This window comes from Stenotrophomonas sp. LARHCG68, from assembly GCF_052871705.1.
In genome coordinates this window covers 1,561,876-1,584,211 of the sequence record NZ_JBIXJV010000001.1, presented here as the reverse complement: position 1 = coordinate 1,584,211, position 22,336 = coordinate 1,561,876, and the positions used below count along the sequence as shown (strand labels likewise).

Below are 22,336 nucleotides of genomic sequence, written 5' to 3'. Positions count from 1 at the left end.
CTCCAGTGGTGCCGCGGGGCGGCGGTTAACGGGTCAACTTTGGGATGTTCGAGGTGTAGCGAATGAGCGCCCCAATCCAGTCGGCACCGGCCGGGGCGCGCAGGGGCTCCATCGACTGGTAGACCGGCTGGCCGAAGCTGGCAGGCCAGGTAGGTTGGCGGCTATCCATCGCCCGCTCGATGTCATCGAGCACGTCATCGAGCGATCCTTCGGCGACATCCCCGCCCTTGCGCTTGACGACAATGGCCACCGTGGTGAGGCGATGGGTGCGTTGCAGCGCCGGATCGGAGGGGCGCTCCTGCTTGTCGATGTAGACGGCCATGCCGTCCTCCACGCGCTCGGGATCCAGCTGGCCCGGCTCGAGCGTGGCCATCGTGCCGACGGTGGTGCGATACGGCGCGGTGCCGTCGATGCGCTGCAGGTTGAGCACGAACGCGTCCAGGAGCCGGCGCCGGGGCGTGAGGTCATCCATGCGGCACCACCAGCCAGCGCACTAGAGAGGCGTCGTCCTTGAGCTTGTCGGTGAGGCGGTAAGTATCGCCGTCGACCACGACGATGCCCCCCTTTTCCGGCTCCACGTCTGCACGCTGGAAGGCAACACTGATTTCACCCAGCGCCACCGGCATACCGTCATCACCCCATACCTGCGTGCCGCGGTCGACCATGACGCTGCACGCAATGGCCACCCCGCCCGGCGCGGTGTACTTCGCGGCATCGGCCATGCCGGCAACCATGAAGCTGCCGATGGCGGCCTGGTCGAATGCCTGCATGAAGGCCTTCTGGCTCATAGGCGCCCCCGGTACTTGGACGACTCCAGCGCCTTCTGCAGTTCGCGATTGAAATAGAACGGCATCAATCGATCCCATTCGCGCTGTGCGAGCGCGAAGATGTTGTAGCGGCGGTTGTAGCGCGCATTGCGCGTGAAGATGAAAACGCTGTGCACTGCAGAGCCGAAGCCGGTTTCGATTCGCTCATAGACACCCGGCAGCAAACGGCCGCGCTTCTGCTGCACAACGAAGTACTCGCCGCCGCGCTTGCGACGTGCGCGCCGGCGCTTCTGGCTGGTGTCGCTCTGGTTCTGGTATCGATCTTGCCGCGCGCCCAGCTGCGAGAGGATCTTGCTAATCTGGCCAGCCTTGACGTTACCGAAACGGTCCAGCTGCGCACCCTTTCCTGCAACGGCGAACATGCCGGCAGGCATCGCGCCCTTCTGCTGCAGCAACACCTCAAAGCCCTTTTTGCGGCGCTGGCCACCTTCCACCTGGGCCTGCAGATACTTGGCCGGCGGGGTCCCGTTTGAGGCTTCGTCACGCAGGTAGATCTCTGCAAACAGCTTTTGCGGAGTAGCTTTCTTGTACTGGGCGGCACGGACGGTCAACGCGGTAGGGCGATCAAACACACGGACAGCCGTGCGCGCCCAGCTCTGGCGGATTTCGAACGCGGTTGCGTTGCAGGCCTGCATCACCGCGAAGCCGAGGTTCTTCCGCTCCAGCTCGCTGAACTGACGGCCCAGCATGTTGTCTGCGTCGACGGCGATGCGCACCAGGCTCACCGGGCACCTCCACTGCACACTAGGGCAAAGGCCTGCAGGCCTTTCACTTGCGCGTCGCAGGTGGCGGCGGCGCCAATAACTCGGCCCGCACTTTCGATTCGGTCTGCGGCACCACCATCAGCGAGGGCGCCGGCTGCGGCGGCTGCGGACAGTTCGCTGGTGGCGATGGCTGCCTGCCAGCGGTCGTGCAGGCGCTGGTTGCCAGCGCGCAGGTCAGCAACAAGGCGATCAGAAGCGACTTGTGCATCGGCTTTGTCCTTTTCGTACTGTGCAGCCACGGCGCCGGCCCTGGCCGCGTTGGCGCGCTCGGTGATGATGACGGCCTGCGCTTGGGAAAGCTCGGCGCGGGCGTTGTCGCGCTCGCCCTCTGCAACATCACGCAGGGCGGCGGCGTTGTCCGCAGCACGGTGCGCGATCGACACACTGCCGCGCTGCCACACGACAACGACCAGCAGGATAAGGATCAACGCGGCGAGGATGCGGGTGATCATTGCGCCACCTGCTCGGCCAGGCACTTGGCGTGACGTTCCTGCTGGCGGGTCCACACGCCCCGGCAGCCCTTCGGGCCCCAGTTCTGTGGACGCGAGCAATCGCGGCCATCCTGCTTCTTCCACAGCAGCAGAGAATCGCAGGCTGCGCGATACAGGCCCGGCAACTGCTCGGGCTCGGCGGTTGCGGTTTCCAGCAGGCGACGGCGCATGGAGCTACTGCGCCAGTTGCCGATGCCGAACTGGCCGATGAAATCCACAAACAGGTCGTACTCGCCCTGGGTGAGAGCCACACCGGGGAGCGATGCGCGGAACCGCACTTCTTCCTCGCTGTGCAGGTTGCGCGCAAGCTGCTGCGCCCGATCGCGCGTGATGGGTGCATCGGTCATGCGTACCGGCGTTCCATCTTCATAGCGGGTGGAGCCGTGGCCGATGGTGGGCACGTCGCCCTTGGTAGGGATGTACGGCCTGTGCACCACTTCCCCATCCGCACGCACGGCCGTGGGGCCGTCGCCTTCCTTGACGACCCAACTGGCGAACGCTGCCGCACTCAGGCCCAGGCCAAGAACGGCGATGCGGACCGGCGAGGCGGCGATGCGATCAGACATGGTGATCGGTCTCCCACTTCAGCCGCGCCATCTCGGCAGCGTGCCGCTGGGCGGCACGGCGATCCTCGCGGTGCTTGTAGAACAGGGTGATGGCGATGCCCGTCAGGCCGATGCCGACGCCGGCGAAGGCGGCGATATCGTTCGCCGTCAGCCCGAACAACACGGCGCCGGCACTGCCGCCGTAGGTGGAAACCTTGGCGACGGTGGATGCTACGTTGTGCGTGGTGTTTGCCATGTCGGTCAACTCGGCCAGCCTCACGGTTGTTCCCCCTGCGATTGATTGGAAGCCCAACCACCGCACACGCCACCCGGGCATCTGTGTGCGGTGGTTGGCGTGGATCAGGCCTTGTCCGCGTTGCCCGGGGTCAACTTGACCTTGGCCGTGGTCTGGCCATCGGAGCCGGCAGCGAAAGCGACTGCACCGCCGGTGATGTCACCGGCCGCAGCCACCGCCGCGCTGTCGTCGAAGGCTTTTGCGCTCACGTCGTACACGAGCTTTTCGCCCTGTGCGAACACGGCACCGGATACCTTCGGTACGGTGAAGACGCCTTCGAGCGCCACGCTGCCAGTGGCACCTACAGCGATAGCGACGAGCGCAACAGCCAGCGTGTGGCCGGCCACCACCACTTCACCGGATGCAACTGCAGCGCCGGTGGTGTTGGTCCAGGGGAGCACGTCCCCGTCACAGATGAAGTTCTTTGCCATGTCAGCTCTCCTGGATCAGCCGTTGCGGACAGCGCCGCGGTAGTCGATGGCGGCAATGCCGAAGTCCAGACGAGCCTTCCAGCGCACGCCATCCACGCTGAAACCCTCTTCCTGGTCGAGGAAGGGCTCGCTCACGCCATCGAGAAAGGCCACTTCGACCACCGGGGCATCGGACGGGTCCGCGAACTGGTACCACTTGCTGTCGGCGATGCGCGGGGTGTCCACGATGTCGCGGAACAGGCCCTTGACGATGTTGCTGCGCTGGAGCTTGTTGTTGGCGTCCGGGTCGTACTGGTCGCTATTGGCCACACGCGCCGCGCCACCATAGGACAGCGGGCCGAGCCACACGGCCGGGCGCAGATCCAGGAAGTCGTTGCCGCTGACATCCTTCTGCTTTGCCAGCAGCTGACGGCCGGTATCGATGCTGGTCACGCTGGGCGCGCTGGCAGCATCGATGTTGCCGTGCTCGGTGCTGAACAGCGCAAAGCCATCCGACATGAGCGGGTTGGATGCCAGGAAGGCATATGCATCGGCTTCGATGGTGCGCTTGGCCGCACGGCCGAACATCACGGCCAGGCCGATGAAGGCATCCAGGTCGTCGTTGATGATGGCCTGTCGCGACAGGTTGATGACGTTGCCCTTGGTGTTGGCCGTGATGCTGGCCTTTTCGCCATCGGGGATGGTTTTGTTGCGGAACTCGCCCAGCTCATTGAGCCCGTCCAGATTTCCGATGCTGCCAAGGCGGTAGCGGTTGTGGGCGCGGAAATCGCTGACGCTGCCGGTGGCGCACCAGCGGCTCCAGGTATCCGGGGCCAGCGCATAGGCCGACTGCAAGGCCTTGTGCATGACGTTTTCCAGCAGCACAGGGAAATCGCTGGTGGACTGGGTGAACGCCCGGCCCACCAGTTCCAGCTTGCTCATGCCCTGCGTGCGGGTGCCGGCACGCTCCAGGCAGTCGCGGGCGATATCCATCATCGACAGGCCGCGGAGCGGGTTGTCGCCGGTGACGGCGTAGATGCGCGAGGTGGCCGGATCAACAACGCGAGCGCGGCCCAGCAGTGCATGGCTGAAGGCATCGCGCCGCAGGTCCTGCTCATCCTGCGTGACGGCGATGCGGTTGATGTGGCCGCCAGCCGCATCGCTGCGGGTGGCCAGCTGATCGAGGATCAGGCCACGGACATGATCGACGCTATGGCCGGCGCGCAGCCAGTCGGCGGACTGGTCAGCCATGCCGTGACGGGTGGCCAGGTCGACGATGTCAGCCGCGCGGTCCGCGGTGTTGTCGCTCTGGGGCTGATAGGTGGCGACCGGCGTTTCAACGACCGGTGCCGCCTCCGGCTGCGCCACCGGATCGGCGGCACGGGTGGTGGCGGGCTGGGGCATGGTTGGCTCCTCGTGGGTACGGACAATCTCGCAAGGGGTTGCCTGCGGGTTCGGGTTGCTGCGGGTGGTTGCGGCCGGGTCGGCCGGCACGGTGACGAAGCTCAGTTCGTGCGGGGTCCACGCGACGGCGCGGTACAGCGGCACCTCGCCGTTTTCGGTGGTCACTTCGTAACGCTGGACGCTGTAGCCGACGGAAATGTTGCGGATGATCCCGGCCTGGATATCGGCGACGATGCCGGCCAGCTCCTCGCGGGCGGAAAGCCGCAACTCGGCATGGCCTTCGCCGCTTTCGATCCAGGCACGCTCGACGACGCCTATCTGTGCATCCAGCCCGCCGTAGGTGCGGTGGCTGTCCAAAACGGGGCAACCGCCGGAGTTGAGACGGCTCATGTCGACAGCCGCTTCATCGACCACCAGTTCTTCGTCGTAGTAGCGCTCTTCCCACCAGTCGAAGCGGCGGACACGAGCGCCAATGGTCCAGACAACCTGGATGGTGCGTTCCGCCGCGTCGAACGTGGTGGGCAGCAGGCGGGCCTGCAGCTGCTGTTGCGGCATAAGCCGCGTAGTGGTTCCCGGGTTGGCGGTAGCCTGTGGCATCGCTCAGTCCTCGACAGTGGGTTCGGCCGCGGCAGCGCCGCGGGTCTGCATGAAGCGCATCAGATCGAGCGCGCCAGTGGCTTGCAGGCGCTCGAAGTCGCGCCCCATCTCGGCAAAGACCTGGTCGGGGTCATAGCCACGCCGGCGCAGTGATTCACTGGGAGTGAGCAGGCCGGTGGCGATGGCCTCGTGCTCGGCCTTGATGTCCTGCTGCGGATTGACGTAATCCCAGCGCGGGGTGCTCCAGTCGACGGATTCCGACCGGGCACGAGACACGCCGGCCAGTTCGGCCGCTTCGGCAAACCAGCGCCAGATGGGACGGCAGAGGCGCGGCACCAGCACCAGCCACTGCAGCTGTTCGGTATCGCGGCGGAACTCGATCTGGCGGATGCGGGCGCTGGAGAAATTCACCGACTCCATGTCGCCGGTGCCGGATTCATACGGCACACCGATCCCAGCGAGGATGATGTGCATGTTGAACTTGCAGTATTCGACGTAGCCGCCGGCGGCTTTCGGCTCAATGGTCTGGAAGCCCATTCCATCGGCAATGCGAGTCACGCCGCCGCTGGGCAGCGGGCCGAGATCGCCGAACGGATCAGCCGCGCTTGGTGCATCATCGCCAGGCAACGGGTTGCTGTTCGACATCGCCTCCGGATCACCGCTTACGATGACGCCGAGCCGGGTCTCCAGATTCTTTCGCGCCAGCTCTGCATCCTCGTACAGCATGAGGTCGCGGACGCGAGCGATGACCGGCGCAAAGCGGGTGATGCCGCGCCCCTGCCCTGGCCGCTGTGGCGAGAACAGGTGCAGTATGTCAGCAGCCGGCACAGCAGCGCTGGTCAGGCGGGCGGTGGTGAGCACGTCACCCGGATGCGCGCCGAACAGCCAGTAGGCGCGCGGCTTGCCCAGCACGTCGTACTCGATGCCGTTGATGATGCGGCCGCCATCTCGCAGCGTGGCGTTCTTGTTGCCATCCAGCCAGTCGATCTCCAGTACCTGCAGCTGCAGCGGAACCGGCAGACCATCGGCCGCGCGTCGGATGCGGCGACGGATGAGGACTTCGCCGTCCTGCTCCATCGCACGGTAGGCCGCGGCCTGCAGGCCATACAAATCGAGTTGGCTATCGGCGTCAGCAACTTCGCACCAGCGCTCCCACAGCTTGTCCAGCTTCTCGCTGGTGGACTTTGGTGTGATGCCGGTACCGATGGCAGCGCTCACCAGCACACTGAGACCGCGGTTGCAGTACGGCACGTTCTGCACCAGCGAGCGGGCACGGATGCGCAACTCCTTCGCATCCGCCATGTGATCGGCGTTGGCGCTGGCACCGGCACGCCGAGGACGCCAGCCATCTTTGCGCGATGCGCCCTCATAGGCGCGAGTCTCTTCCAGCAATACGCGTGCACGGCGGCGGCGCATGGCGGTGACCGGCGCAAACAGTTCCACGGCGCGGTCGAGCAGGCGCATCAGTCGCCCCTCAGCGTAGTGAAGTGGAACCGCGCGGTGGCGGCGCGACGCGGCGAAGCGGCTGCGGCCATGTCGGCTTTCATGCGGTCCAGCGCGGTGAGCATGGCGTCCACCGACTGATACGTGACCTGCCGCTCACCCAGCCGCACCGACAGCTGACCGCTGGCGATAGCCGCTTGCAGGCGGGTTACGTCAGCGGTGGTCCAAGTCATTTGCGCGCACGGATGAGGTCCATGGCGCGCATCTTCCGGAGCTAGTGCGTCTGAGTCTCGGGGAGCCAGACGCACCCTCTGCCGGACGGTAGCTATGCAGCGCTTTGCTGCAGGATCAGCATCATCTGCACCGGCTGGCGCTCTTTCCAACCCATGCCCATGCATGCCATTCCAGGCGTACCGTGGCGCATTGTCAGCGCCGGGTTCACCGCGCACGGCAACCCTTGCAGTTCGCACCACCCGCCGCGGCGGTGCATGCAATCAACGCATCGCTCGCTCGCAGCGGCCCAGTGGCGCGCTTGCTTACCGGCGCCGGCTGATCGGGCCAACCTCAGCCATTGCGCCCAACGGTTTCGACGCTCGATTGGCGGAACGCCTTGCGGCAGCACTTCGTGCCACCGGCTCTCCAGAGTTACGGGGACGCTATCACCCATCGTTCGACGCCGGCTGATCGAGTAGCCGGTAAAGCGTCTCCCGACCAATACGGAACCGGCGACAGATTGAACGCACGGACTCCCCCTTTGCCATGCCGTCCCTGATTGCTTGCACCGGATACGCACCATCGACAACGCTGGACGGGATATAGAGGTCCTGCGCCGGATACTCCTCGACCAGGTAGGCCACCACGGCATCCACGACATGCCGGATGCTGTCGCTATCGGTGCGCAGGCGCATGGCCGCGCCAATGGAGAGCTCATCGGCCAGCTCGTTGATGCGGACCTTTCGACGTAACGTGTTTCGGCTCACCAGTTGCGCCTCCAACCATTGCCAGTGGCATGGCGTGCCGGTTGGCCATTCGACGTTCCACGGGAATCAATTGGGCGGCCGACAGAGGCTTCTGCACCTGCGGCTGGCGCCTCGTCCGCGACAACCACCGGCACCGGCGCAGGCGGCGGGGCACTGAACAGATCGTTCTCGGGCTGCACCTGCTGTTCGAGCTGATCCCACCATTTGGCTTTGCGCGGGGACCACAGATCGAGGCGCTCTTCCAGCCAGAGCTGGTAGGTGCTGCAATCCTTGACTTCGTTTCGCTTGCGGATGGGCGTCCAACGGCTTTCGCTGCCGGCCTTGGTGCGACGGGTGGCTCGCACTTCCGAGGCCATCTGCTTGAACCACTCGGCGGTGAGCTCGCTGGAAAAGTGCACATAGCCTGGGCCGGGGACAGTGACGTCAAGCCGCGCCTGAAAGCGGTCCTTCGCGAGGTTGGTGCTGACGTGCCACAGCACGGGGCCGCTACGCTCAGTGCGGCCGTTCCACTTGTAGCCGACGCGGGTGTTGCCGTTGTCGATGGCACGCTCCTGGCCGCTGGCGCCCTTCACGGCGAACACGCGCAGCGACTTGAGCTTGTGGGCGAAGGCATAGACCGCGTCCGGGTGGTGGCCACCGGAGTCGATGGCGGTGGCGTAGATGCGTTGGCTGCGCCCGCAGGCGTGGGTGTACTCGGCGGTGCGCAGGAACTCCTCGGCCTCATCCCACACCGCCTGCTGCGCTGGGTTGCCGAAGAACACGCGGTGATCGATGGTCCACAGCTGACCACCACGGCCCACGCCCCACACGCCGAACTCCAAGCGGTTTCCCTGTGTGTCACCGCCGCACAACAACAACAAGCAGTCGCGCGGCATGTGCCGCAGCGGAAAGGGCTCTGCGCGGGCCTTAAGCTCGTCAGCATCAGTGCGTTCAATCTCGCCTTCCCACGCCTCGCCGCGCGTGGTGTTGACGAACGCCTTCATCAATGAATCATCGCCCTCCTGCTGCTTTGCGTACGCGGCAAAGAAGTCCTGCGCGATAGAAAGCCAGGTGACGGTGGGGCTATAGGCGGTCCACACGTGCAGGCCGACGTGTGCCGGCGCCTGCAGCGGCTCGCAGGCGGGCGTGGTGAAGCGGCCTTCATCCGTGAGCCAGATATCGCCGCGCTCGTTGACCCATACGCCGCGATCGGCGACGTTGAGGAAGTCGCCCTGCCGCATGGGGAACGCGCAATGCGGGCAGAGGTGGTAGACGCCAAGCAGCGCGCCAGCGTCATCGCGCTCGAACTTGAAACCGTGCGGCTCGTCCTTTCCGCCCCAGGTGAGCGGGTGCAGCTCTTCGCACTGCGGGCAGTGGACGTGCGGAGTAAAACGCTCGTCGGCCTGGTCGAAGCGGCGATCGATCAGGCTGAAGCCCTTGAGCTTTGGCGTACTGCCGCAGATCAGTTTGGGAAAGGTGGCGCCTTCCAGGCGCTTTCCGGCGAGGAAGTCAGGCGCGCCCTCCTTTTCCACATCGTTGTCGAAGGCGTCCAGCTCATCCAGCATGGCTACGTCGATGGAGATTCGCCGGTAGTTCTTCGCGGCCTTGCCGCCCCGCACACGCAGCATGGAGCCGATGAATTTCTTCTGCTGCAGCGTGTTGTCCTTATGCCGCTGCAGGTACGTCGGGAACACGCTACGCATGGCCTCCACGTCGCGCAGCATGGGCTCCAGCTCGGACTTCACGAAGTCCTCGGCGTCGTCGTCGGTAGGCTGCCACAGCGCCTGGTTACGGCGACGGTGCTCGGCGTTGTAGCCAATGAAGGCAAGCAGGATTTTGGTGTAGCCGACGCGGGCGGACTTCTTGATGTCCACGTTCCGCACATCGTCATTGCTCATCACGGCCATCATGGCGCGCTGGAACGGCCATGGTGTCCACGACTGTTCCACGTAGCTCGACTCGGCTGACAGGTAGAAGTTTTCGCGGGCCCACCACTCCAGCGTGACCGGCTCCTGCGCGGCGAAGGCGGCCAGGCCGCGCACGAGGTGACGCTCGACGGCCTGGAGCTGGGCGGGATCCACACCGGTGAGCAGACTCATTCGGCGGCGCCCTCTTCGATGACAGTGTCGTCTGCGGGTGCATCGTCATCGTTGGCATCCACATCAGCCAAGCGCATGGCGGCGGCCAGATTGCGGGCTTTTGCAACGATGGCGGTAACTACAGTGATGTCATCACTGCTCAACTGCGGCAGGCGGCGGCGCAACGTGCCGGGAATTGTCTCCAGCAGCCGCGCCGTGCGAGCGCCAGCGCGGGAAAGAACCTCTTCCAGAACGTACGCGGGCGCCAGCTCGCCGCGGGTGACGGCGTTCTGCATTGCGATCTTGTCGGCTTGCTCGCGCGCCAAGCGCGCGCGCTCGGCTACCAGCTCGCCTGCACCCTCCCCGCCGCGGCCAGCGGCCATCTCGCGCAGGTGATCACAATAGGCCAGCAGCCATTCGTCAGCCGATGCGCCGTCCGGCAGGATCTTGCGGCGGACCAGTTCGCTGACCGCCGGCTGGGTGATGCCAACCAGGTCGCCGAACTGGGCTTGCGTCACGGGCGAGGACAGGTCACGCATCAACATAACCCCCCTTGAAAACCCCTGTGACTAGCGCGTTGTCGGGGTCTGAATTACCCGTGAGGCCCCCCGGCCGGGAGGACCCGCGAACCTGAACAAACAAACCTGAACGGCTGCCGGGGCGGCCCCAGCGCCGCGCTCCACGCCTGGATTCCCGTGAAACATCGCCCCTAGCCAGCCAACCCAACCATTCAGCAGGTTGGGCGGAGGTTGGGCGACTCGAAAGCATTGGTATGACAAGGATTTCCCGACCTACCCAACCTACCTGACCTGTTTTTGTATACATAGAAGTGATTTGACCGGCCACTGAGCAACTACACGCGCGAAGCTTGAAAGGTCGGGAAGGTTGGGCAAAAGCCCACGCCTCATAGCCCAAGGTTGGGCAGAGGTTGGGCGGAAGGTCGGGGGGAGCCACCGACAGGTTGGGCGGCGGGTCAGAAATCAGGCTCAAGGTCATCCCCCTCCGCCGGCATCTGGACAGCGGCGGGTGGCCGCGCAGCCATCGCCTTCCTTGCAGCTTCTGTTGGACGCCATCGCCGCTCCCTGAAGCCGTCTACCTCGACCCGGTGCTGTTCCCACTTGAGGCGCTTCATGATTGCTGCGATACGCATTTGCTCGGGCCTGCCATGCTTACCGCGATCCAAGTCGATTGCGTGAAAGAGCACTTCGTCAGTGGTGGTCCATTCCGCCGGCTCGCCCCAGCCCACGCCATTCCGCTGCGGGTAAGCGCTGTCCCCATTCTTCCTGCTGGGTGCACGCCCACTCAGCCAAAGCGCAATGCGCCCCTCCCAGCTGTCACCGATGTAGCGCTCTTCCTGCTGCTCGGCCGCATCATCTGGCAGCTCCCACCACTTCACACCCTGGCGGAACAACTGCACAGCCTCCGCCCACAACTGGTCGCGCTGCTCGCGGATCAGCTCTACCTGCATACTTCCGTCGGTGCGAACAGGAAGGAAGCGGCGCCCACCTGTCGGGTCACGAAGGTACTCATGCTCATTGGTCGTTCCGACGAAGACACACTCACGGCGGTACGACCGGGGCACCCGCTCGTAGGGCGCGCGGAACTTGTCAACACGGCGCGTGATCAGCGTCTTTACCGCTGTCACGTCGGCCTTGCCGAAAGAGTCCATCTCGCCGATCTCCACCGCCCAGGCACCTTGAATCACCTGATAGAAATCCTTGCTGCTGGGCGATTCATTCGTCTCCACGAACCAGGTGCTTCCGAATAGCTCCATCAGCGACGTGGATTTGCTCTTGCCCTGCTCACCCTCCAGCACCAGCATGAAGTCCACCTTCGCGCCGAGTGCCGGGTTCTTGGGGTCTGCCCACAACACGCGCGAGACGGCCGACACCGCGAAGCACAGCGCTGCGCGTCGGCTGTAGGCATCGTCCGGCGCACCGAACAGGTCTATCAACATGCGCTCCACGCGCGGCACACCATCCCACACAATCGCAGAGAGGTATTCGCGCACTGGGTGCCGTCGATAGCGGCGTGCCACCGCGATTACGGCCTTAAGCACTAGCTCGTCACTGCACTTCATCTGGTAACGATCGGGATTCTGAAACCAGGCGGCCAGCTCATAGCTGTCCGCATCGATGAACTCGCTGGTGGAGCTACCTGACCACGGACCCTCCCGGGTCAACTCGATCTGGTTACTGGACTCGTTAAGCCACCACAGTCCACGCAGCCTTTCATCGTTCTCCATGATCAGGATCAGGTTGTGCAGTGTTCCCTCGACGTTGTTTTCCCGGTTGCGCGTAAGGCCTATGCGCCACGTATCGTCTCGCTCACCCTCGCCCGGCGGCGGCGTGCCGCCGCCTCCTTTGATCACTTTCAATCCTTTACGAGCTGGCTCCGTCATGCGGTGACCACCACATCTTCAATACGACTCTGCGCCCAGGCAGCAAGCTGGCGCGGCGACCAGTTGTCGTCCAATGCGTCAGCAATATCCCAGCCCTTGGGCATCCCCGTCGGATCAATAGCCCTTAGCGCGGTGACGCGCTGCTCCCACAAGAGTTGGGCGATACCTGGCTTGCATTGCCCCGCGTCATTGTTCCAGCCGAACATGGCCTTCTCTCCAGCCGCATCGGCATCTGGCCACAGCACTACGGTGCGGCCACGTAGCGGTGACCAGTCCACCTTTCCAATGCCATTGCTACCACCCGGCCAGGTCATCACGACATAGCCCTTGAACGCGCCAGCGCCAGCCGCGCGGCATTTTTCGCCCTCCACGAGCAGAACGGGGGCATCTGGCCGTGCCGCCAGATCATCCAAGCCCAGCAGGGGACGTGGTGCAGGAAAATGCTGCAGGCACCAGGCGTATCTGCCCTCAGGGCTCACACACCACGTCACCTGCGGCGTCCACTTCTTCTGGGCACCAGTGTCACGATCGGCAATATTCGCTCTCAGCACGTAACCCAGCAGCCTGCCTTCGGCATCACGGTATGCATCCACTCGCACCGGTTTCATGCGCGTGCTCCTGCCGCGCTTCGGGTTCCAGATGGGCACCGTCCAACCACCACCAGCCATCAATTCGGGGGCATCGCCAGGCACCGGCAGCACGGGATCCCACTTGACCTCCAAGGGTGCCTCGATCTGCTTCTGCACGCCCTCACGTGCCGGGTAGAGGTGCTGCGCGCCAAGTTGCTCGCAGGCCTCAACGAATCCAACACCTGTCATCTCCATCACAAACTTGATCACGTCGCCGTGGGCACCGCAGCCGAAGCAATGATAGAAACCCTTCGCCGCATTCACGGTAAAACTCGCACTGCGCTCCTCGTGAAACGGGCAGCGAGCGCCATACTCGTTGCCGCTCTTGCGCAATGGCACGTACTGACCAATGACGAGCGCAATATCCTGCTCCGCCTTGATCCGCTCAACATCGATCTTCTGGCCATCGCTCATGCGCGCTTGCCACCCTTCACCTGCTCGCGCCGGGCCTGCGCCTTGAACTGCACCCGAAGGTAATCGGCCACCCGCTCCCGACAGCCGACCCCACCGGTACAGATGCCCGGATGCGGGCATGCAACAGGCAGTTCATCAATCTGCTCTTTCCAGCCCGTTCGCGGCGTCCGCGCCGCCTTTTCAGCAGCGGGCAGCAGGCATCGGCTCACGCTCATTGGCTCACCACCAGATGCAAAGCAGCCTGCGGTGAGCGCGTGGCGGCATCCTCGCAGCGCTGCTGCTCAAGGATGGCCAGCGCCTCATCACCTGTGGGGCCATGCTCACCCGCGTCCAAGGCGCGTGCGGCGCGCTCAATCTCGCGCTGGCAGGCTTGCGGGTTTGCCGGCGTCCAACCCTTTTCGCTGCTCATGACATACCCACCTTGTTCGGCAGAAGCGCCTGCACTTGGCGGCGCAAAGCCACCACCGCGCTGATCAGGTCGTCCGACTCGTCGAGGATGCGGCGCGCATACGGCAGGTCTGCCGCATCCAGCTTTCCGTCCGCAAGGGCTGGCGCAAGCGCCGACATCAGCTCACCGAACTCATGCGCAAGCCGTGCAAGGCCCACCGCCTGCGCCGTTTCATCGTCTGCAGGCATCTGCACCGCCAGCATCCCGCGCCGGCGTGCAAGGTCGCGTTCGCAGTCACCTCGGAACGGCTCCGGCAGCGCCATCACCCACGCATCTTCTAGGTCAGCCGGCAGAGTTTTCACGGTGCCGTCCATGTAGCGCCGCAGCACCTGGGCATTGTTCTCCATGGCCTTGATCAGATCCGCACCCTCGCCGGTGCGCAGCTTCACCTGCCGCACATCCGGCGCGGTCATCTCTAAGTAGCGCTGCGCCACGTCCATAGCGAACGTGGTGTAGTTGCTGGCCGTTGCATCGAGCATGCGACGCGTGTGCGCGTAGACCACAGCTTGCCTCGGCGGCAGAAACTGACGGCTAGCCTTCATGCGCGAAACTCCCAATGCGCGGAGCATGCAGGGCCATGACTAACAACCCATCCCCGCTCCGCTTCACCGTGCTGAGTCGGTTCGATATCCGCACCGGGCCCGGTGCTGTCGTCGCGGTCTTCTTTCAGCCGCTCCACGCCGCCGGCGAGCAGAAAGCCCACGCCCAGGCCCAGCAACAGAGTGGCCAGCGCAAACCGCAGGGCCTTCGCAGTGTGTGACGTCCGCATGTCAGCTGCCCTCGCCTTGCAGGCCGGCCTCGTGCCGTGCCTCAGCCGCCCTGTCCAGCCGCCACCGGGCCGCGACAAGGACAGCCAGCGCAGTGACGGACGAAACCAGAAGCGTCAGGGCCAACCAGTCCGAACCGGCGAACAACCCCGCTACCAGCGATGCGAAGAAAGCCAGCGCACTCAAACGAGCCGCCACACGAGAATCACGCATGACGCACTCCTGCAAATAGGAGCCCGCATGCCGGTACGATGCGTGTGCGACCACAACACCACTACCGGAGACGGGCATGACAGACAAAGCAACGATCTCGCTCAACGGCGAGTTCACCGCTGCCGAACTGGAACAAGTGATCCAGGAATTGAGCAAGGTCCGCGCCGGGATGGAGCCCTCCGTACCGCGCACCCTGCCGACGAGCGGCGACTCAACAATCATGGAGCAGGACGAAACGCTATTCACTGTCCGCACCCTCGCCGATGGCGGACTCCGGATCTGGCTGAGAAACGAAGGAGCCGGATGGATGGCTTTCAAGCTCAGCGCCGCTCGCCGGAAGGAACTCTTCGAGTTCCTCGGAAAGAAGGCAGGGCACACGCACACGGCGCACTGATTGCCCCGTTGATCGGCTGGGCGACACCACAAGCCCAGCCGGAATTGAATCTGCACCAGCACCCATCAACGCACCTCGCACAGATGCAGTGGCCGGCCGGCAGCCTGACGCTGCTGGATAAGGGAGAACCACTGGTCAGCCGTGAGGCATGGCTCGAAGCCTTCGGCGCCCTCAATGAGGGGCTCATCGAGCAGCGCGCCGATCTCGGCGTTGCCAGCGTCATCGGGCAGAGGAATCAGGCTTCGGCGCATTCACTCCACCTCATAGACTGGGGCCGCACCACCAAAAACGTCAGGCTTCAGCACGAAAGCCAGCTTGAGCGACCAGCGTTCATCGATCGGACCATCCGGCCACTGATAGACCGCAGACGGGGTTATCCCCAAGGCACGGGCGAGCGCAGAAGCGTTGCCGCCGTAGGCTGCAATTGCTTTGTCCTTCGTGATGTCAGGCGTCTTCATGCCTGCATATTAGCGCGCTTACTTTCTCAAATGCAAGCACGCTTTCATGCCGTCATTGTAAGTTTGCTTACATGCCTATGACCCTCGCACAGCGCCTCATCCACGCCCGAACCGAATCCGGCTATTCGGAAGCGGCCGACGCCGCCCGGAAGGCGGGCATCACACCGTCTGCCCTCTATCAACTGGAGAACGGGACAACCAAGTCGCTACGGGGATCGACCGCGGGAAAGCTTGGCCGCGTCTACACGGGCTTTCGGGTCGAATGGCTGATTGACGGCAGCGGACCAGCGCTGAGCGACGGCCCAATCCTGCCTGCCTCATACGGTGAGACCCCACCCGGCTATGTTCGCTTTCGCGTTATGGAAGGCGAAGCATCAGGGGGCTATGGCACTGTGAACGAGGACTTCCCGGAAGTGGTCCAGGAGATGGACATTGCTGAATGGCAAGTACGCAGCCAGATTGGTTTTGTGCCCGAAAAGGACCGCGTAAAGCTGGTGACGGTTCGTGGCGATTCCATGTATCCGGACATCAAGAACGGCGATGTGGTGATGGTCGATGTCTGCCGCAACTTTTTCGAGGGCGACGGCATCTATTTGATCAACCTCAGCGGCTACACGCTTGTGAAGCGATTGCAGATGCTCCACGACGGGCTGCATATCATCAGCACGAACGCGAAGTATCGAAGCCAGGTGATAGCGCCCGACGAGATCGAAAGCATCCACGTTGCCGGCCGCGTGCTTGGCGCCGCACTACTGCGGCGCGCGGAAGAGTTCTGAGGGCTACCTCTTCCCCCAGTCGCGCCAACCCGCACCCTTCTCCGCTGCCGCCGGCGCTGGACTGTCCTGATTTGGCTCCGCGACCGGCGTTCTTTGATCTGCAGTCGCCCCCGCGGCGGCCTCGCCTGCAACGTCATCCGCGCGCCCCAATGGCACTGCCGCGCTGGCATAGCTACCTCCCATACCGGCATATCGCGCAGCCATTTCGCGGAAGTACGCAACGTGCTTTTCATTAAGCTGGCCATCAACCGAGCCGCGGGAACCGACTACACGAACCTCGGCGCTTTTCGCTTGGCTTATCGCGTCTGAGAGCTCTTTCGTCATGACGAAACGAACCTTCTCCTCAACGAGGCAACCTGCGCCAGCCGAGCATGCCGCAACCTCTCTGTCCGCAGAGCTCGCCACGCCCTGAAGTGAGAAACGCGCACCATCAACCAGCACATCAACACGGCCAGTAAAGAACAACCATCCATATCCGGTGTAACTCATCACCGCATAGAACGACGGCGGCGCATCAGCCGCCTTCAGCACAGCCGGGTTTAGCGTCAAGGTGGTGAGAAATCCAACTTTGTCCAACCCGATAGGCCGGCGTGCAGCAATGAACTGATTGCCTGTGAACCTATCCACGCTTTCCACAACGTTGACTTTCACCCGATCAATCTTGGTCTGATCGATCTCCCCCATCGCGTATGCCGTTGCCGGCAATAGCAGCAACGCCAGAACAAATCCCGCCTTCCCCATCTCAAACGCTCCCTTGTGCATCCGCACAGCGTGCTTACGCAAGATACCCCCTTGCAATGTAAGTGCGCTTGCATTCTGAAAATTAGCATGCTTATATAGCCTCGCCGGCACTCCCTGCCGGCGGGCGACCGGCGGGTCGTCACCCCTGCCGGCCCTCCCCTGACCGGCAGCAGGCCATCCCCCAGGCCGCAATGACCCGCCGGCGCCCTCCTTCTTTCGGAGAGCGCCATGAAAGCCGAGCAGTCCCGCTACACCCAGACCCACGACGCCGCCGGCGCCGTGCTGACCGTCATCGACAGCACCACCGGCCTGGAATGGACGGCCAAGCCGCTGTCCGACGACTACATCACCCACCAGGCCGCGACTGACGCCGCGACCGGCTGCCGCGTGGGCGGGCACGAAGACTGGGGCCTGCCGAGCCGCCAGCAGCTGCTCTCGCTCGTTGATTTGAGCCGTCACAGCCCCGCGATCGACACCGACGCGTTCCCGGAATTTCCTTCCCACTGGTTCTGGACCAGCGACCTCTGTGCCTGGTCCTCGGCGTCCGCGTGGGGCGTCAGTTTCTACTACGGCTACGTCAGCGACCTCCACCGCAACGACGACGGGTTCGCGTTGGCCGTGCGTCTTGCCGGTCAGTAATTGGCCTTTTTGAACTTCTAGGAGCCGATCATGGCCAACCGCTTTGTCATCGACGCCACCTCGGCACGCATGCATCTGCCGCTGTTGGCCATCCGCTGCCTTCTGGAAGCTGCGGCCCAGGAGCACGCACGAGCCAACGTACTGCGGCAGCGTAGTGCGGGCGAGCATAGCCGCAATCAGAAACGTCGTAGTCGCCGAATGGGGGTCGCAAGCCGGATTGGCGAGGCTGTTTCCCGCGACATCGTCGCTGAGGTGCGCCAGTGACGACGTCACAACGAATCACAGTACGTGGCTGCGGGCGCGGGATGCGCGTGACCCTGGTTGTCACGGATGCACGCGACATATCCATCATCGTCAGCCAAGGGGGCGAGCAAGTCGCCTACTGCTTCGGCGACCTCCATGACCTGCGATTCAGGCCGGCTACCGATGCGCTGGACGCCCCCACTGTCTGGCTGGACCGCATCGCCGTCACCGTGCCAGCGGGGAGCTTCGAGGTTCTCAACAAGTGGCGCGACGAGCTGTATAGCTACGCCATCGAGCTCCCGAAGTCTGCCGGCATCCTCAAGGGCAATGCAGACCTGATCGACGGGATGGGCGCATGAATCGCCTTCCGGCAGAGGGAGCCTTTCCCACCGGCGCCGGCAACGAAACCATCGTGCTGATGGTGTGCCGCGGCTTTCTGTGGGCTGGCCGCTACGCGGGAACGCCAAAGGGCGCACCGATCGAAGTGGCGGCCAAGACCGCTCACCAGGTCAAAGCCACCCCTCGCCATCTCCATGTCGGCCGTAGTCGCTTCGCCCTCCACCCACGCGCCCTCAAGCGCGCCTGCCGCTGGCTCAGCCGCCAGGGCGTGACAGTAAAGGAGCAATCTCCATGAAAGCCATTCTCGACTTCAACGCAGCCCGCCGCGGCGCTGCTCTGGTGCGCGAAATTGCTGAGAAGCGTGGGTACTGCCGCGTTACACAGACCCAGCTCGCACGCACTTTCCGCGCCTCCCCCAACCTCCCGCTGCGCGTGCAGGCGTCCCAGCACGTTCCATTCGCGCACGAGTCCGTCACGACCGGAGGGGCCGCATGAGCAAGCCAGACTTCAAGGAGCGCTGTCCGGATCCGGATGGTCCACAGACGGTCTTGTCTGTCCTCATTGTGCTTCTGATCAACATTGCGGCCGTACTGATCCTGCTAGCGCCGCTCATGTATGCACATGCGAGGTGCCAGTGATGAGGCAGTCCTCTCGTCCGCTCCCGGAAGACGTACCCCTGTGCGCCCCTGGTCACCGCCCTCAGATCGTGGAAACGCATGGCGCACCCGTGGGCCATGCCATCGGCCAGCCCTGCCCGGCCATGTTCCACATCGAATGCCAGCGTTGCGGCATCGCCACTGAGCCCACACCCAACTTCGCCCTTGCCGAAGCACGCTGGACTGATCGTCACGCGCACAAACGCGTCCCCATTTCCCTCCTGCCACGTGCTCGCGAGCAGGCATATGCAGCCCTGTGTGCAGGAGCACGCTGATGTACCTACAGCCCCTCGCCCAGAGCGCCTTGCTGGCCGCGTACGCCGCCCAGGGCCACCGCTTGCACAAGACACGCGGCGGGTTCGCCTGCATCCCGGCACAAGTCACCACCAGTTCCAAGATCGACGCACGGGTTTTCACCATCCGGCCCATCCGATGGCTGGAGGAAGCCTACCTGGTGACATTGGACGATCCGCAGTTCCCGAAGGTCGTGACGCTCAATGCGCGCGGCATCGCACATGCACGCGAGCTTGTCGCACACAACAACTCACTGGAGAAGGTCTCTTGAATCGGTCCCTCATCATCTATGGCCCGACGGGCTGCGGAAAAACCGAGCACGCCCAAGCGCTGTGCGAGCACTTCGAACTGGAGCGCATCGTTGATGACTGGAACGGGAGCGACCCGTACCCGACCCACGGCGCACTCGTACTTACCAACAACGGCGACGCACGCATTGCCGCCCGGGGCAGCTATATGCACTTCGGAAATGCGATGCGCGCCCTGCTTGCAGGAGGCCGGAAATGATCCGCCTGATCGCATCCCTCCTGATTACCCACATCGCTGGGCAACGCCCTCCAGACTTCGTAGTGGGTGCGGACGACCCGGCAGGCGCATACCTGTTGCGTTGGTATCTCACCCCGTGGCGCGGCTGGTACCGGCACATCGACGAAACCCAGCGAACCCGCTGGCAGCGCCTCGCCGTGTGGCTCAGCCTGCGCCTGCCCAACGTGTACCTACACAAATTCCTACGCAGTGATGACGACCGCGCCCTGCACGATCACCCCCGGGCCTGGGCGTCGCTGCTACTGCGCGGCAGCTACATCGAGCACACCATCGCCGCCGGCGGCATCCACAATCGCACCGTACGCACAAGCGGCAGCCTGAAGTTGTGCGGCCCGTGTACTGCGCACCGCGTAGAACTGTGGGACTCATTCAGCAACGGTCCCGCGCCGTGCTGGACCCTGTTTGTCACCACGCCAGTTCTGCGCGAATGGGGCTTTCACTGCCCGCAGCGCGGCTGGGTGAACTGGCGCGACTTCACTGCCTCCGCAGACGGCCGACGTGGCGAAATCGGCAAGGGCTGCGACGCATGACCGTGCTCGCGCTCTCCCCAGCCGACATCCGTGGCGCCACCAACCGCAGCGCCGGCATTCGCGCCGTCCTACGCGCCAACGGGCCCAGCACCACCGACGAAATCTGCCGCGCCCTGGGCATCGACGACGGCTACACCCGCGCCGCTGTGCGTTCCACCATGCGCTCAATGAAGCAAGACGGCATCCTGGCCAGCACCACCGGCCCCAAGCCCTACCGCTGGAGCATCCTGCGCGACCCGCAAGCACGCCACTACCGCGCACCGCTCGCCCGCCCACGCCCGCAGCAGTGGGCAGAGAAGCAGGCGAAAGCCTACAAGGACGCCGAGGCCGCCTACCTCAAGTGGCGCGACGACACTGCTGATGACAAGCGCTCCATCGGTGAGCGCGTGCGCCAGATCGTCAAGCAGCTCGGCACCGCCTCCGCCGATGAGATTTACACCGCGCTCGGCCTGTCGCCGGAAGTAGGCCGCGTGCGCATGTACTCCATCATCCACAACCAGGCGCGCGATGGAATGCTCGAGCGCATCCCAGGCCGCCCGCTCCGCTACCGCTGGCTGCGCGACCCAAAGCCCACGATTGCACCCCGGCACCAGCCGGTCGGCGACAACGCAAAGCGCACCGCAGCCCGTTTGAAGCGCCAGGCAGCGAAGCAGGCACAACAGCAGCACCGTGCCGAAGCCAAGCGCATCGCCCGAGAGCAACGGATCGCCCAGCAGAAGCGTGAGCACGACGCCCGTCTGGCCGCCCGGCAGCGCACTGCACTTGAGCGCAGCCAGCTGCGTGCGCAGAGGCAGGCCGCCCATATCGCCCGCCTGGCTGCCGCCACCGCACGCCTCGCTGGCGACCCTGCCCCGCCGAAGCAGAACCCAATCATCCAGGCGGAAACCGTCGAGCAGTGGATCGCCCGCACCGGGCAGCAGCCCGAAGTGCTCCCCCACCACTTCGACGACCCCATCACCAGCTACCAAGGCCGCCGGCCCACCTTCAACCCAAAAGGACACACCGCATGAAGCACCCGCATCTCCACATCGGCACGGTGAACATCCACATGCCATCGACGCCCTTGCCGCTGCTTGCCGAGCTGTCCAGCATCGAATTGCCGTCCAGCGCTCCGGCCGCAAAGGGCGGCCACCAGTTCACCAAGATTCTGACCGACGGCACCGAGCTTCCGGCGGGCAGCGATCGGACCGACCACGTCGCCCTGATCGACCACAACACGGGCCTGATGTGGTCTGTCGAATCCCTCGGCAGCACCGAAGACGCCGACGACGGCAGCAGCCAGGAGGCCTGCTCCAAGCGCTGCAGCGAGCTGCGACTGCTGGGCCACGCCGACTGGCGCTTGCCGACGCGCTCCGAGCTGGCCGCTCTCGTCGATGACACCCGCCACGAGCCCGCCATCGATACCGCGCTGTTCCCCCGAGTGAAGTCCCGCTGGCACTGGACAAGCACGACCTGCGCCTGGTCCTCGGCGTCCGCGTGGTACGTCGATTTCAGCCTCGGCCTCGTCGGCTACGGCCACCGCAGCTACGACGGGTTCGCGTTGGCCGTGCGTCTTGCCGGTCAGTAATTGGCCTTTTTGATCACAACCAGGAGCACCACAGCATGAGCAACATCAAGTTCATCAAGATCGGCGCCGACGGCCAGCAGTTGCCGCAGGACGCAACCGAATGGGTCGCGGTCGAGTTGCCGGAACACGGCCTGACCTTCACCGCCACCAGCATCGTGGATTCGGATGTGCCGCAGGAGCAGTGCGAGGCTGCGACCAAGGCCCTCACCCTGGCCGGCCACAGCGATTGGGATCTGCCGACCATCGAGGAGCTGGCGCTGCTGGTTGACCGCTCGCGCTACGAGCCTGCCATCAACACCGACTTCTTCCAGGACATCCAGAGCGACTGGTACTGGAGCAAGACCCCGGCCGCCTGGTCCTCGGCGTCCGCGTGGGGCGTCAATTTCGGCCTCGGCCTCGTCGGCGGCGGCCACCGCGGCGACGGCGGGTTCGCGTTGGCCGTGCGTCTTGCCGGTCAGTGATTTGACT

At 64.4% G+C, this 22,336-nt stretch carries 36 protein-coding genes; 14 read left to right on the top strand and 22 right to left on the bottom strand.

Annotated elements, in window-relative coordinates:
* Positions 1-25: 25 nt before the first annotated feature.
* The 18 genes from ACIPR8_RS07085 to ACIPR8_RS07000 form a co-directional block, all read right to left on the bottom strand.
* Positions 26-472: a hypothetical protein gene (locus ACIPR8_RS07085; RefSeq protein WP_446540558.1), complete on the bottom strand. Its 447-nt coding sequence runs from the start codon at positions 470-472 to the stop codon at positions 26-28.
* The gene (locus tag ACIPR8_RS07080) at positions 465-788 is read right to left on the bottom strand and encodes a head-tail joining protein (protein WP_446540557.1); all 324 of its coding nucleotides are present in this window, start codon (positions 786-788) and stop codon (positions 465-467) included. The genes ACIPR8_RS07085 and ACIPR8_RS07080 overlap by 8 nt, the downstream gene beginning before the upstream one ends.
* Positions 785-1,552 carry a hypothetical protein gene (locus tag ACIPR8_RS07075; RefSeq protein ID WP_446540556.1) on the bottom strand — a complete coding sequence of 256 codons (768 nt, stop codon included), beginning with the start codon at positions 1,550-1,552 and terminating at the stop codon, positions 785-787. Before ACIPR8_RS07075 ends, ACIPR8_RS07080 begins: the two co-directional genes overlap by 4 nt.
* On the bottom strand, positions 1,549-2,043 hold the full coding sequence (locus ACIPR8_RS07070) for an endopeptidase (protein WP_446540555.1): 495 nt from the start codon (positions 2,041-2,043) through the stop codon (positions 1,549-1,551). Before ACIPR8_RS07070 ends, ACIPR8_RS07075 begins: the two co-directional genes overlap by 4 nt.
* Positions 2,040-2,648 carry a glycoside hydrolase family protein gene (locus ACIPR8_RS07065; protein WP_446540554.1) on the bottom strand — a complete coding sequence of 203 codons (609 nt, stop codon included), beginning with the start codon at positions 2,646-2,648 and terminating at the stop codon, positions 2,040-2,042. The genes ACIPR8_RS07070 and ACIPR8_RS07065 overlap by 4 nt, the downstream gene beginning before the upstream one ends.
* Positions 2,641-2,883, bottom strand: coding sequence for a holin (locus ACIPR8_RS07060; protein WP_446540553.1), 243 nt, complete (start codon positions 2,881-2,883; stop codon positions 2,641-2,643). The genes ACIPR8_RS07065 and ACIPR8_RS07060 overlap by 8 nt, the downstream gene beginning before the upstream one ends.
* Positions 2,884-2,987: 104 nt before the next feature.
* Entirely contained in the window at positions 2,988-3,353 is a 366-nt protein-coding gene (locus ACIPR8_RS07055; RefSeq protein WP_446540552.1) for a DUF2190 family protein, read from the bottom strand.
* Positions 3,354-3,368: 15 nt separating this feature from the next.
* Entirely contained in the window at positions 3,369-5,333 is a 1,965-nt protein-coding gene (locus tag ACIPR8_RS07050) for a prohead protease/major capsid protein fusion protein (RefSeq protein ID WP_446540551.1), read from the bottom strand.
* 3 nt (positions 5,334-5,336) lie between these two features.
* On the bottom strand, positions 5,337-6,797 hold the full coding sequence (locus ACIPR8_RS07045) for a phage portal protein (protein ID WP_446540550.1): 1,461 nt from the start codon (positions 6,795-6,797) through the stop codon (positions 5,337-5,339).
* Positions 6,797-7,009 carry a phage head-tail joining protein gene (locus ACIPR8_RS07040; protein WP_446540549.1) on the bottom strand — a complete coding sequence of 71 codons (213 nt, stop codon included), beginning with the start codon at positions 7,007-7,009 and terminating at the stop codon, positions 6,797-6,799. Before ACIPR8_RS07040 ends, ACIPR8_RS07045 begins: the two co-directional genes overlap by 1 nt.
* A 426-nt stretch (positions 7,010-7,435) precedes the next feature.
* A complete protein-coding gene (locus ACIPR8_RS07035) occupies positions 7,436-7,756 on the bottom strand; it encodes a helix-turn-helix domain-containing protein (RefSeq protein WP_446540548.1) in 321 nt (106 codons plus the stop codon).
* Positions 7,753-9,834 carry a phage terminase large subunit family protein gene (locus ACIPR8_RS07030; RefSeq protein WP_446540547.1) on the bottom strand — a complete coding sequence of 694 codons (2,082 nt, stop codon included), beginning with the start codon at positions 9,832-9,834 and terminating at the stop codon, positions 7,753-7,755. The genes ACIPR8_RS07035 and ACIPR8_RS07030 overlap by 4 nt, the downstream gene beginning before the upstream one ends.
* Positions 9,831-10,352 carry a terminase small subunit gene (locus ACIPR8_RS07025; protein WP_446540546.1) on the bottom strand — a complete coding sequence of 174 codons (522 nt, stop codon included), beginning with the start codon at positions 10,350-10,352 and terminating at the stop codon, positions 9,831-9,833. Before ACIPR8_RS07025 ends, ACIPR8_RS07030 begins: the two co-directional genes overlap by 4 nt.
* Positions 10,353-10,786: 434 nt before the next feature.
* Positions 10,787-12,214 (bottom strand): VapE domain-containing protein, encoded by a 1,428-nt coding sequence (locus ACIPR8_RS07020; protein ID WP_446540545.1) that lies wholly within the window; start codon positions 12,212-12,214, stop codon positions 10,787-10,789.
* Entirely contained in the window at positions 12,211-13,257 is a 1,047-nt protein-coding gene (locus ACIPR8_RS07015; RefSeq protein ID WP_446540544.1) for a CHC2 zinc finger domain-containing protein, read from the bottom strand. The genes ACIPR8_RS07020 and ACIPR8_RS07015 overlap by 4 nt, the downstream gene beginning before the upstream one ends.
* Complete coding sequence (locus tag ACIPR8_RS07010) at positions 13,254-13,472, bottom strand: hypothetical protein (protein ID WP_446540543.1); 219 nt, start codon at positions 13,470-13,472, stop codon at positions 13,254-13,256. Before ACIPR8_RS07010 ends, ACIPR8_RS07015 begins: the two co-directional genes overlap by 4 nt.
* Positions 13,469-13,666: a hypothetical protein gene (locus ACIPR8_RS07005; protein ID WP_446540542.1), complete on the bottom strand. Its 198-nt coding sequence runs from the start codon at positions 13,664-13,666 to the stop codon at positions 13,469-13,471. The genes ACIPR8_RS07010 and ACIPR8_RS07005 overlap by 4 nt, the downstream gene beginning before the upstream one ends.
* Complete coding sequence (locus ACIPR8_RS07000) at positions 13,663-14,247, bottom strand: hypothetical protein (protein WP_446540541.1); 585 nt, start codon at positions 14,245-14,247, stop codon at positions 13,663-13,665. The genes ACIPR8_RS07005 and ACIPR8_RS07000 overlap by 4 nt, the downstream gene beginning before the upstream one ends.
* Before the next feature lie 35 nt (positions 14,248-14,282).
* Between ACIPR8_RS07000 and ACIPR8_RS06995 the strand changes: the two genes are divergently transcribed.
* The gene (locus ACIPR8_RS06995) at positions 14,283-14,465 is read left to right on the top strand and encodes a hypothetical protein (protein WP_446540540.1); all 183 of its coding nucleotides are present in this window, start codon (positions 14,283-14,285) and stop codon (positions 14,463-14,465) included.
* 10 nt (positions 14,466-14,475) lie between these two features.
* On the opposite strand, the gene ACIPR8_RS06990 is transcribed toward ACIPR8_RS06995, so the two are convergent.
* Positions 14,476-14,685 carry a hypothetical protein gene (locus ACIPR8_RS06990; protein WP_446540539.1) on the bottom strand — a complete coding sequence of 70 codons (210 nt, stop codon included), beginning with the start codon at positions 14,683-14,685 and terminating at the stop codon, positions 14,476-14,478.
* Between the two features lie 76 nt (positions 14,686-14,761).
* Here ACIPR8_RS06990 and ACIPR8_RS06985 point away from each other — a divergent pair, with 76 nt between their 5' ends.
* Positions 14,762-15,079, top strand: coding sequence for a hypothetical protein (locus ACIPR8_RS06985; RefSeq protein ID WP_446540538.1), 318 nt, complete (start codon positions 14,762-14,764; stop codon positions 15,077-15,079).
* Between the two features lie 65 nt (positions 15,080-15,144).
* Here the strand turns inward: ACIPR8_RS06985 and ACIPR8_RS06980 are convergent, their stop codons facing one another.
* Both ACIPR8_RS06980 and ACIPR8_RS06975 read right to left on the bottom strand, forming a co-directional pair.
* The gene (locus ACIPR8_RS06980; RefSeq protein WP_446540537.1) at positions 15,145-15,330 is read right to left on the bottom strand and encodes a hypothetical protein; all 186 of its coding nucleotides are present in this window, start codon (positions 15,328-15,330) and stop codon (positions 15,145-15,147) included.
* Entirely contained in the window at positions 15,331-15,537 is a 207-nt protein-coding gene (locus ACIPR8_RS06975; RefSeq protein WP_446540536.1) for a Cro/CI family transcriptional regulator, read from the bottom strand. It lies immediately after the preceding gene.
* A 71-nt stretch (positions 15,538-15,608) separates the two neighbouring features.
* Here ACIPR8_RS06975 and ACIPR8_RS06970 point away from each other — a divergent pair, with 71 nt between their 5' ends.
* Positions 15,609-16,313, top strand: a complete 705-nt coding sequence (locus tag ACIPR8_RS06970) for a S24 family peptidase (RefSeq protein ID WP_446540535.1) — start codon at positions 15,609-15,611, stop codon at positions 16,311-16,313.
* 3 nt (positions 16,314-16,316) lie between these two features.
* Here the strand turns inward: ACIPR8_RS06970 and ACIPR8_RS06965 are convergent, their stop codons facing one another.
* Positions 16,317-17,096: a hypothetical protein gene (locus ACIPR8_RS06965; protein ID WP_446540534.1), complete on the bottom strand. Its 780-nt coding sequence runs from the start codon at positions 17,094-17,096 to the stop codon at positions 16,317-16,319.
* 186 nt (positions 17,097-17,282) lie between these two features.
* On the opposite strand from ACIPR8_RS06965, the gene ACIPR8_RS06960 reads away from it, so the two are divergent.
* From ACIPR8_RS06960 to ACIPR8_RS06910, 11 genes are all read left to right on the top strand, one after another.
* Positions 17,283-17,693, top strand: a complete 411-nt coding sequence (locus tag ACIPR8_RS06960; protein ID WP_446540533.1) for an Lcl C-terminal domain-containing protein — start codon at positions 17,283-17,285, stop codon at positions 17,691-17,693.
* A gap of 30 nt (positions 17,694-17,723) precedes the next feature.
* Positions 17,724-17,957: a hypothetical protein gene (locus tag ACIPR8_RS06955; protein ID WP_446540532.1), complete on the top strand. Its 234-nt coding sequence runs from the start codon at positions 17,724-17,726 to the stop codon at positions 17,955-17,957.
* Between the two features lie 47 nt (positions 17,958-18,004).
* Entirely contained in the window at positions 18,005-18,295 is a 291-nt protein-coding gene (locus tag ACIPR8_RS06950) for a hypothetical protein (protein WP_446540531.1), read from the top strand.
* Positions 18,292-18,570, top strand: coding sequence for a hypothetical protein (locus ACIPR8_RS06945; RefSeq protein ID WP_446540530.1), 279 nt, complete (start codon positions 18,292-18,294; stop codon positions 18,568-18,570). The genes ACIPR8_RS06950 and ACIPR8_RS06945 overlap by 4 nt, the downstream gene beginning before the upstream one ends.
* Entirely contained in the window at positions 18,567-18,770 is a 204-nt protein-coding gene (locus tag ACIPR8_RS06940; protein ID WP_446540529.1) for a hypothetical protein, read from the top strand. Before ACIPR8_RS06945 ends, ACIPR8_RS06940 begins: the two co-directional genes overlap by 4 nt.
* Before the next feature lie 435 nt (positions 18,771-19,205).
* The gene (locus tag ACIPR8_RS06935; RefSeq protein ID WP_446540528.1) at positions 19,206-19,496 is read left to right on the top strand and encodes a hypothetical protein; all 291 of its coding nucleotides are present in this window, start codon (positions 19,206-19,208) and stop codon (positions 19,494-19,496) included.
* Positions 19,493-19,732 carry a hypothetical protein gene (locus ACIPR8_RS06930; RefSeq protein WP_446540527.1) on the top strand — a complete coding sequence of 80 codons (240 nt, stop codon included), beginning with the start codon at positions 19,493-19,495 and terminating at the stop codon, positions 19,730-19,732. The genes ACIPR8_RS06935 and ACIPR8_RS06930 overlap by 4 nt, the downstream gene beginning before the upstream one ends.
* Positions 19,729-20,301, top strand: coding sequence for a hypothetical protein (locus ACIPR8_RS06925; protein ID WP_446540526.1), 573 nt, complete (start codon positions 19,729-19,731; stop codon positions 20,299-20,301). Before ACIPR8_RS06930 ends, ACIPR8_RS06925 begins: the two co-directional genes overlap by 4 nt.
* Positions 20,298-21,311: a hypothetical protein gene (locus ACIPR8_RS06920; RefSeq protein ID WP_446540525.1), complete on the top strand. Its 1,014-nt coding sequence runs from the start codon at positions 20,298-20,300 to the stop codon at positions 21,309-21,311. Before ACIPR8_RS06925 ends, ACIPR8_RS06920 begins: the two co-directional genes overlap by 4 nt.
* Complete coding sequence (locus tag ACIPR8_RS06915; protein WP_446540524.1) at positions 21,308-21,868, top strand: Lcl C-terminal domain-containing protein; 561 nt, start codon at positions 21,308-21,310, stop codon at positions 21,866-21,868. The genes ACIPR8_RS06920 and ACIPR8_RS06915 overlap by 4 nt, the downstream gene beginning before the upstream one ends.
* Before the next feature lie 35 nt (positions 21,869-21,903).
* Entirely contained in the window at positions 21,904-22,329 is a 426-nt protein-coding gene (locus ACIPR8_RS06910; RefSeq protein ID WP_446540523.1) for an Lcl C-terminal domain-containing protein, read from the top strand.
* Positions 22,330-22,336 lie beyond the last annotated feature (7 nt).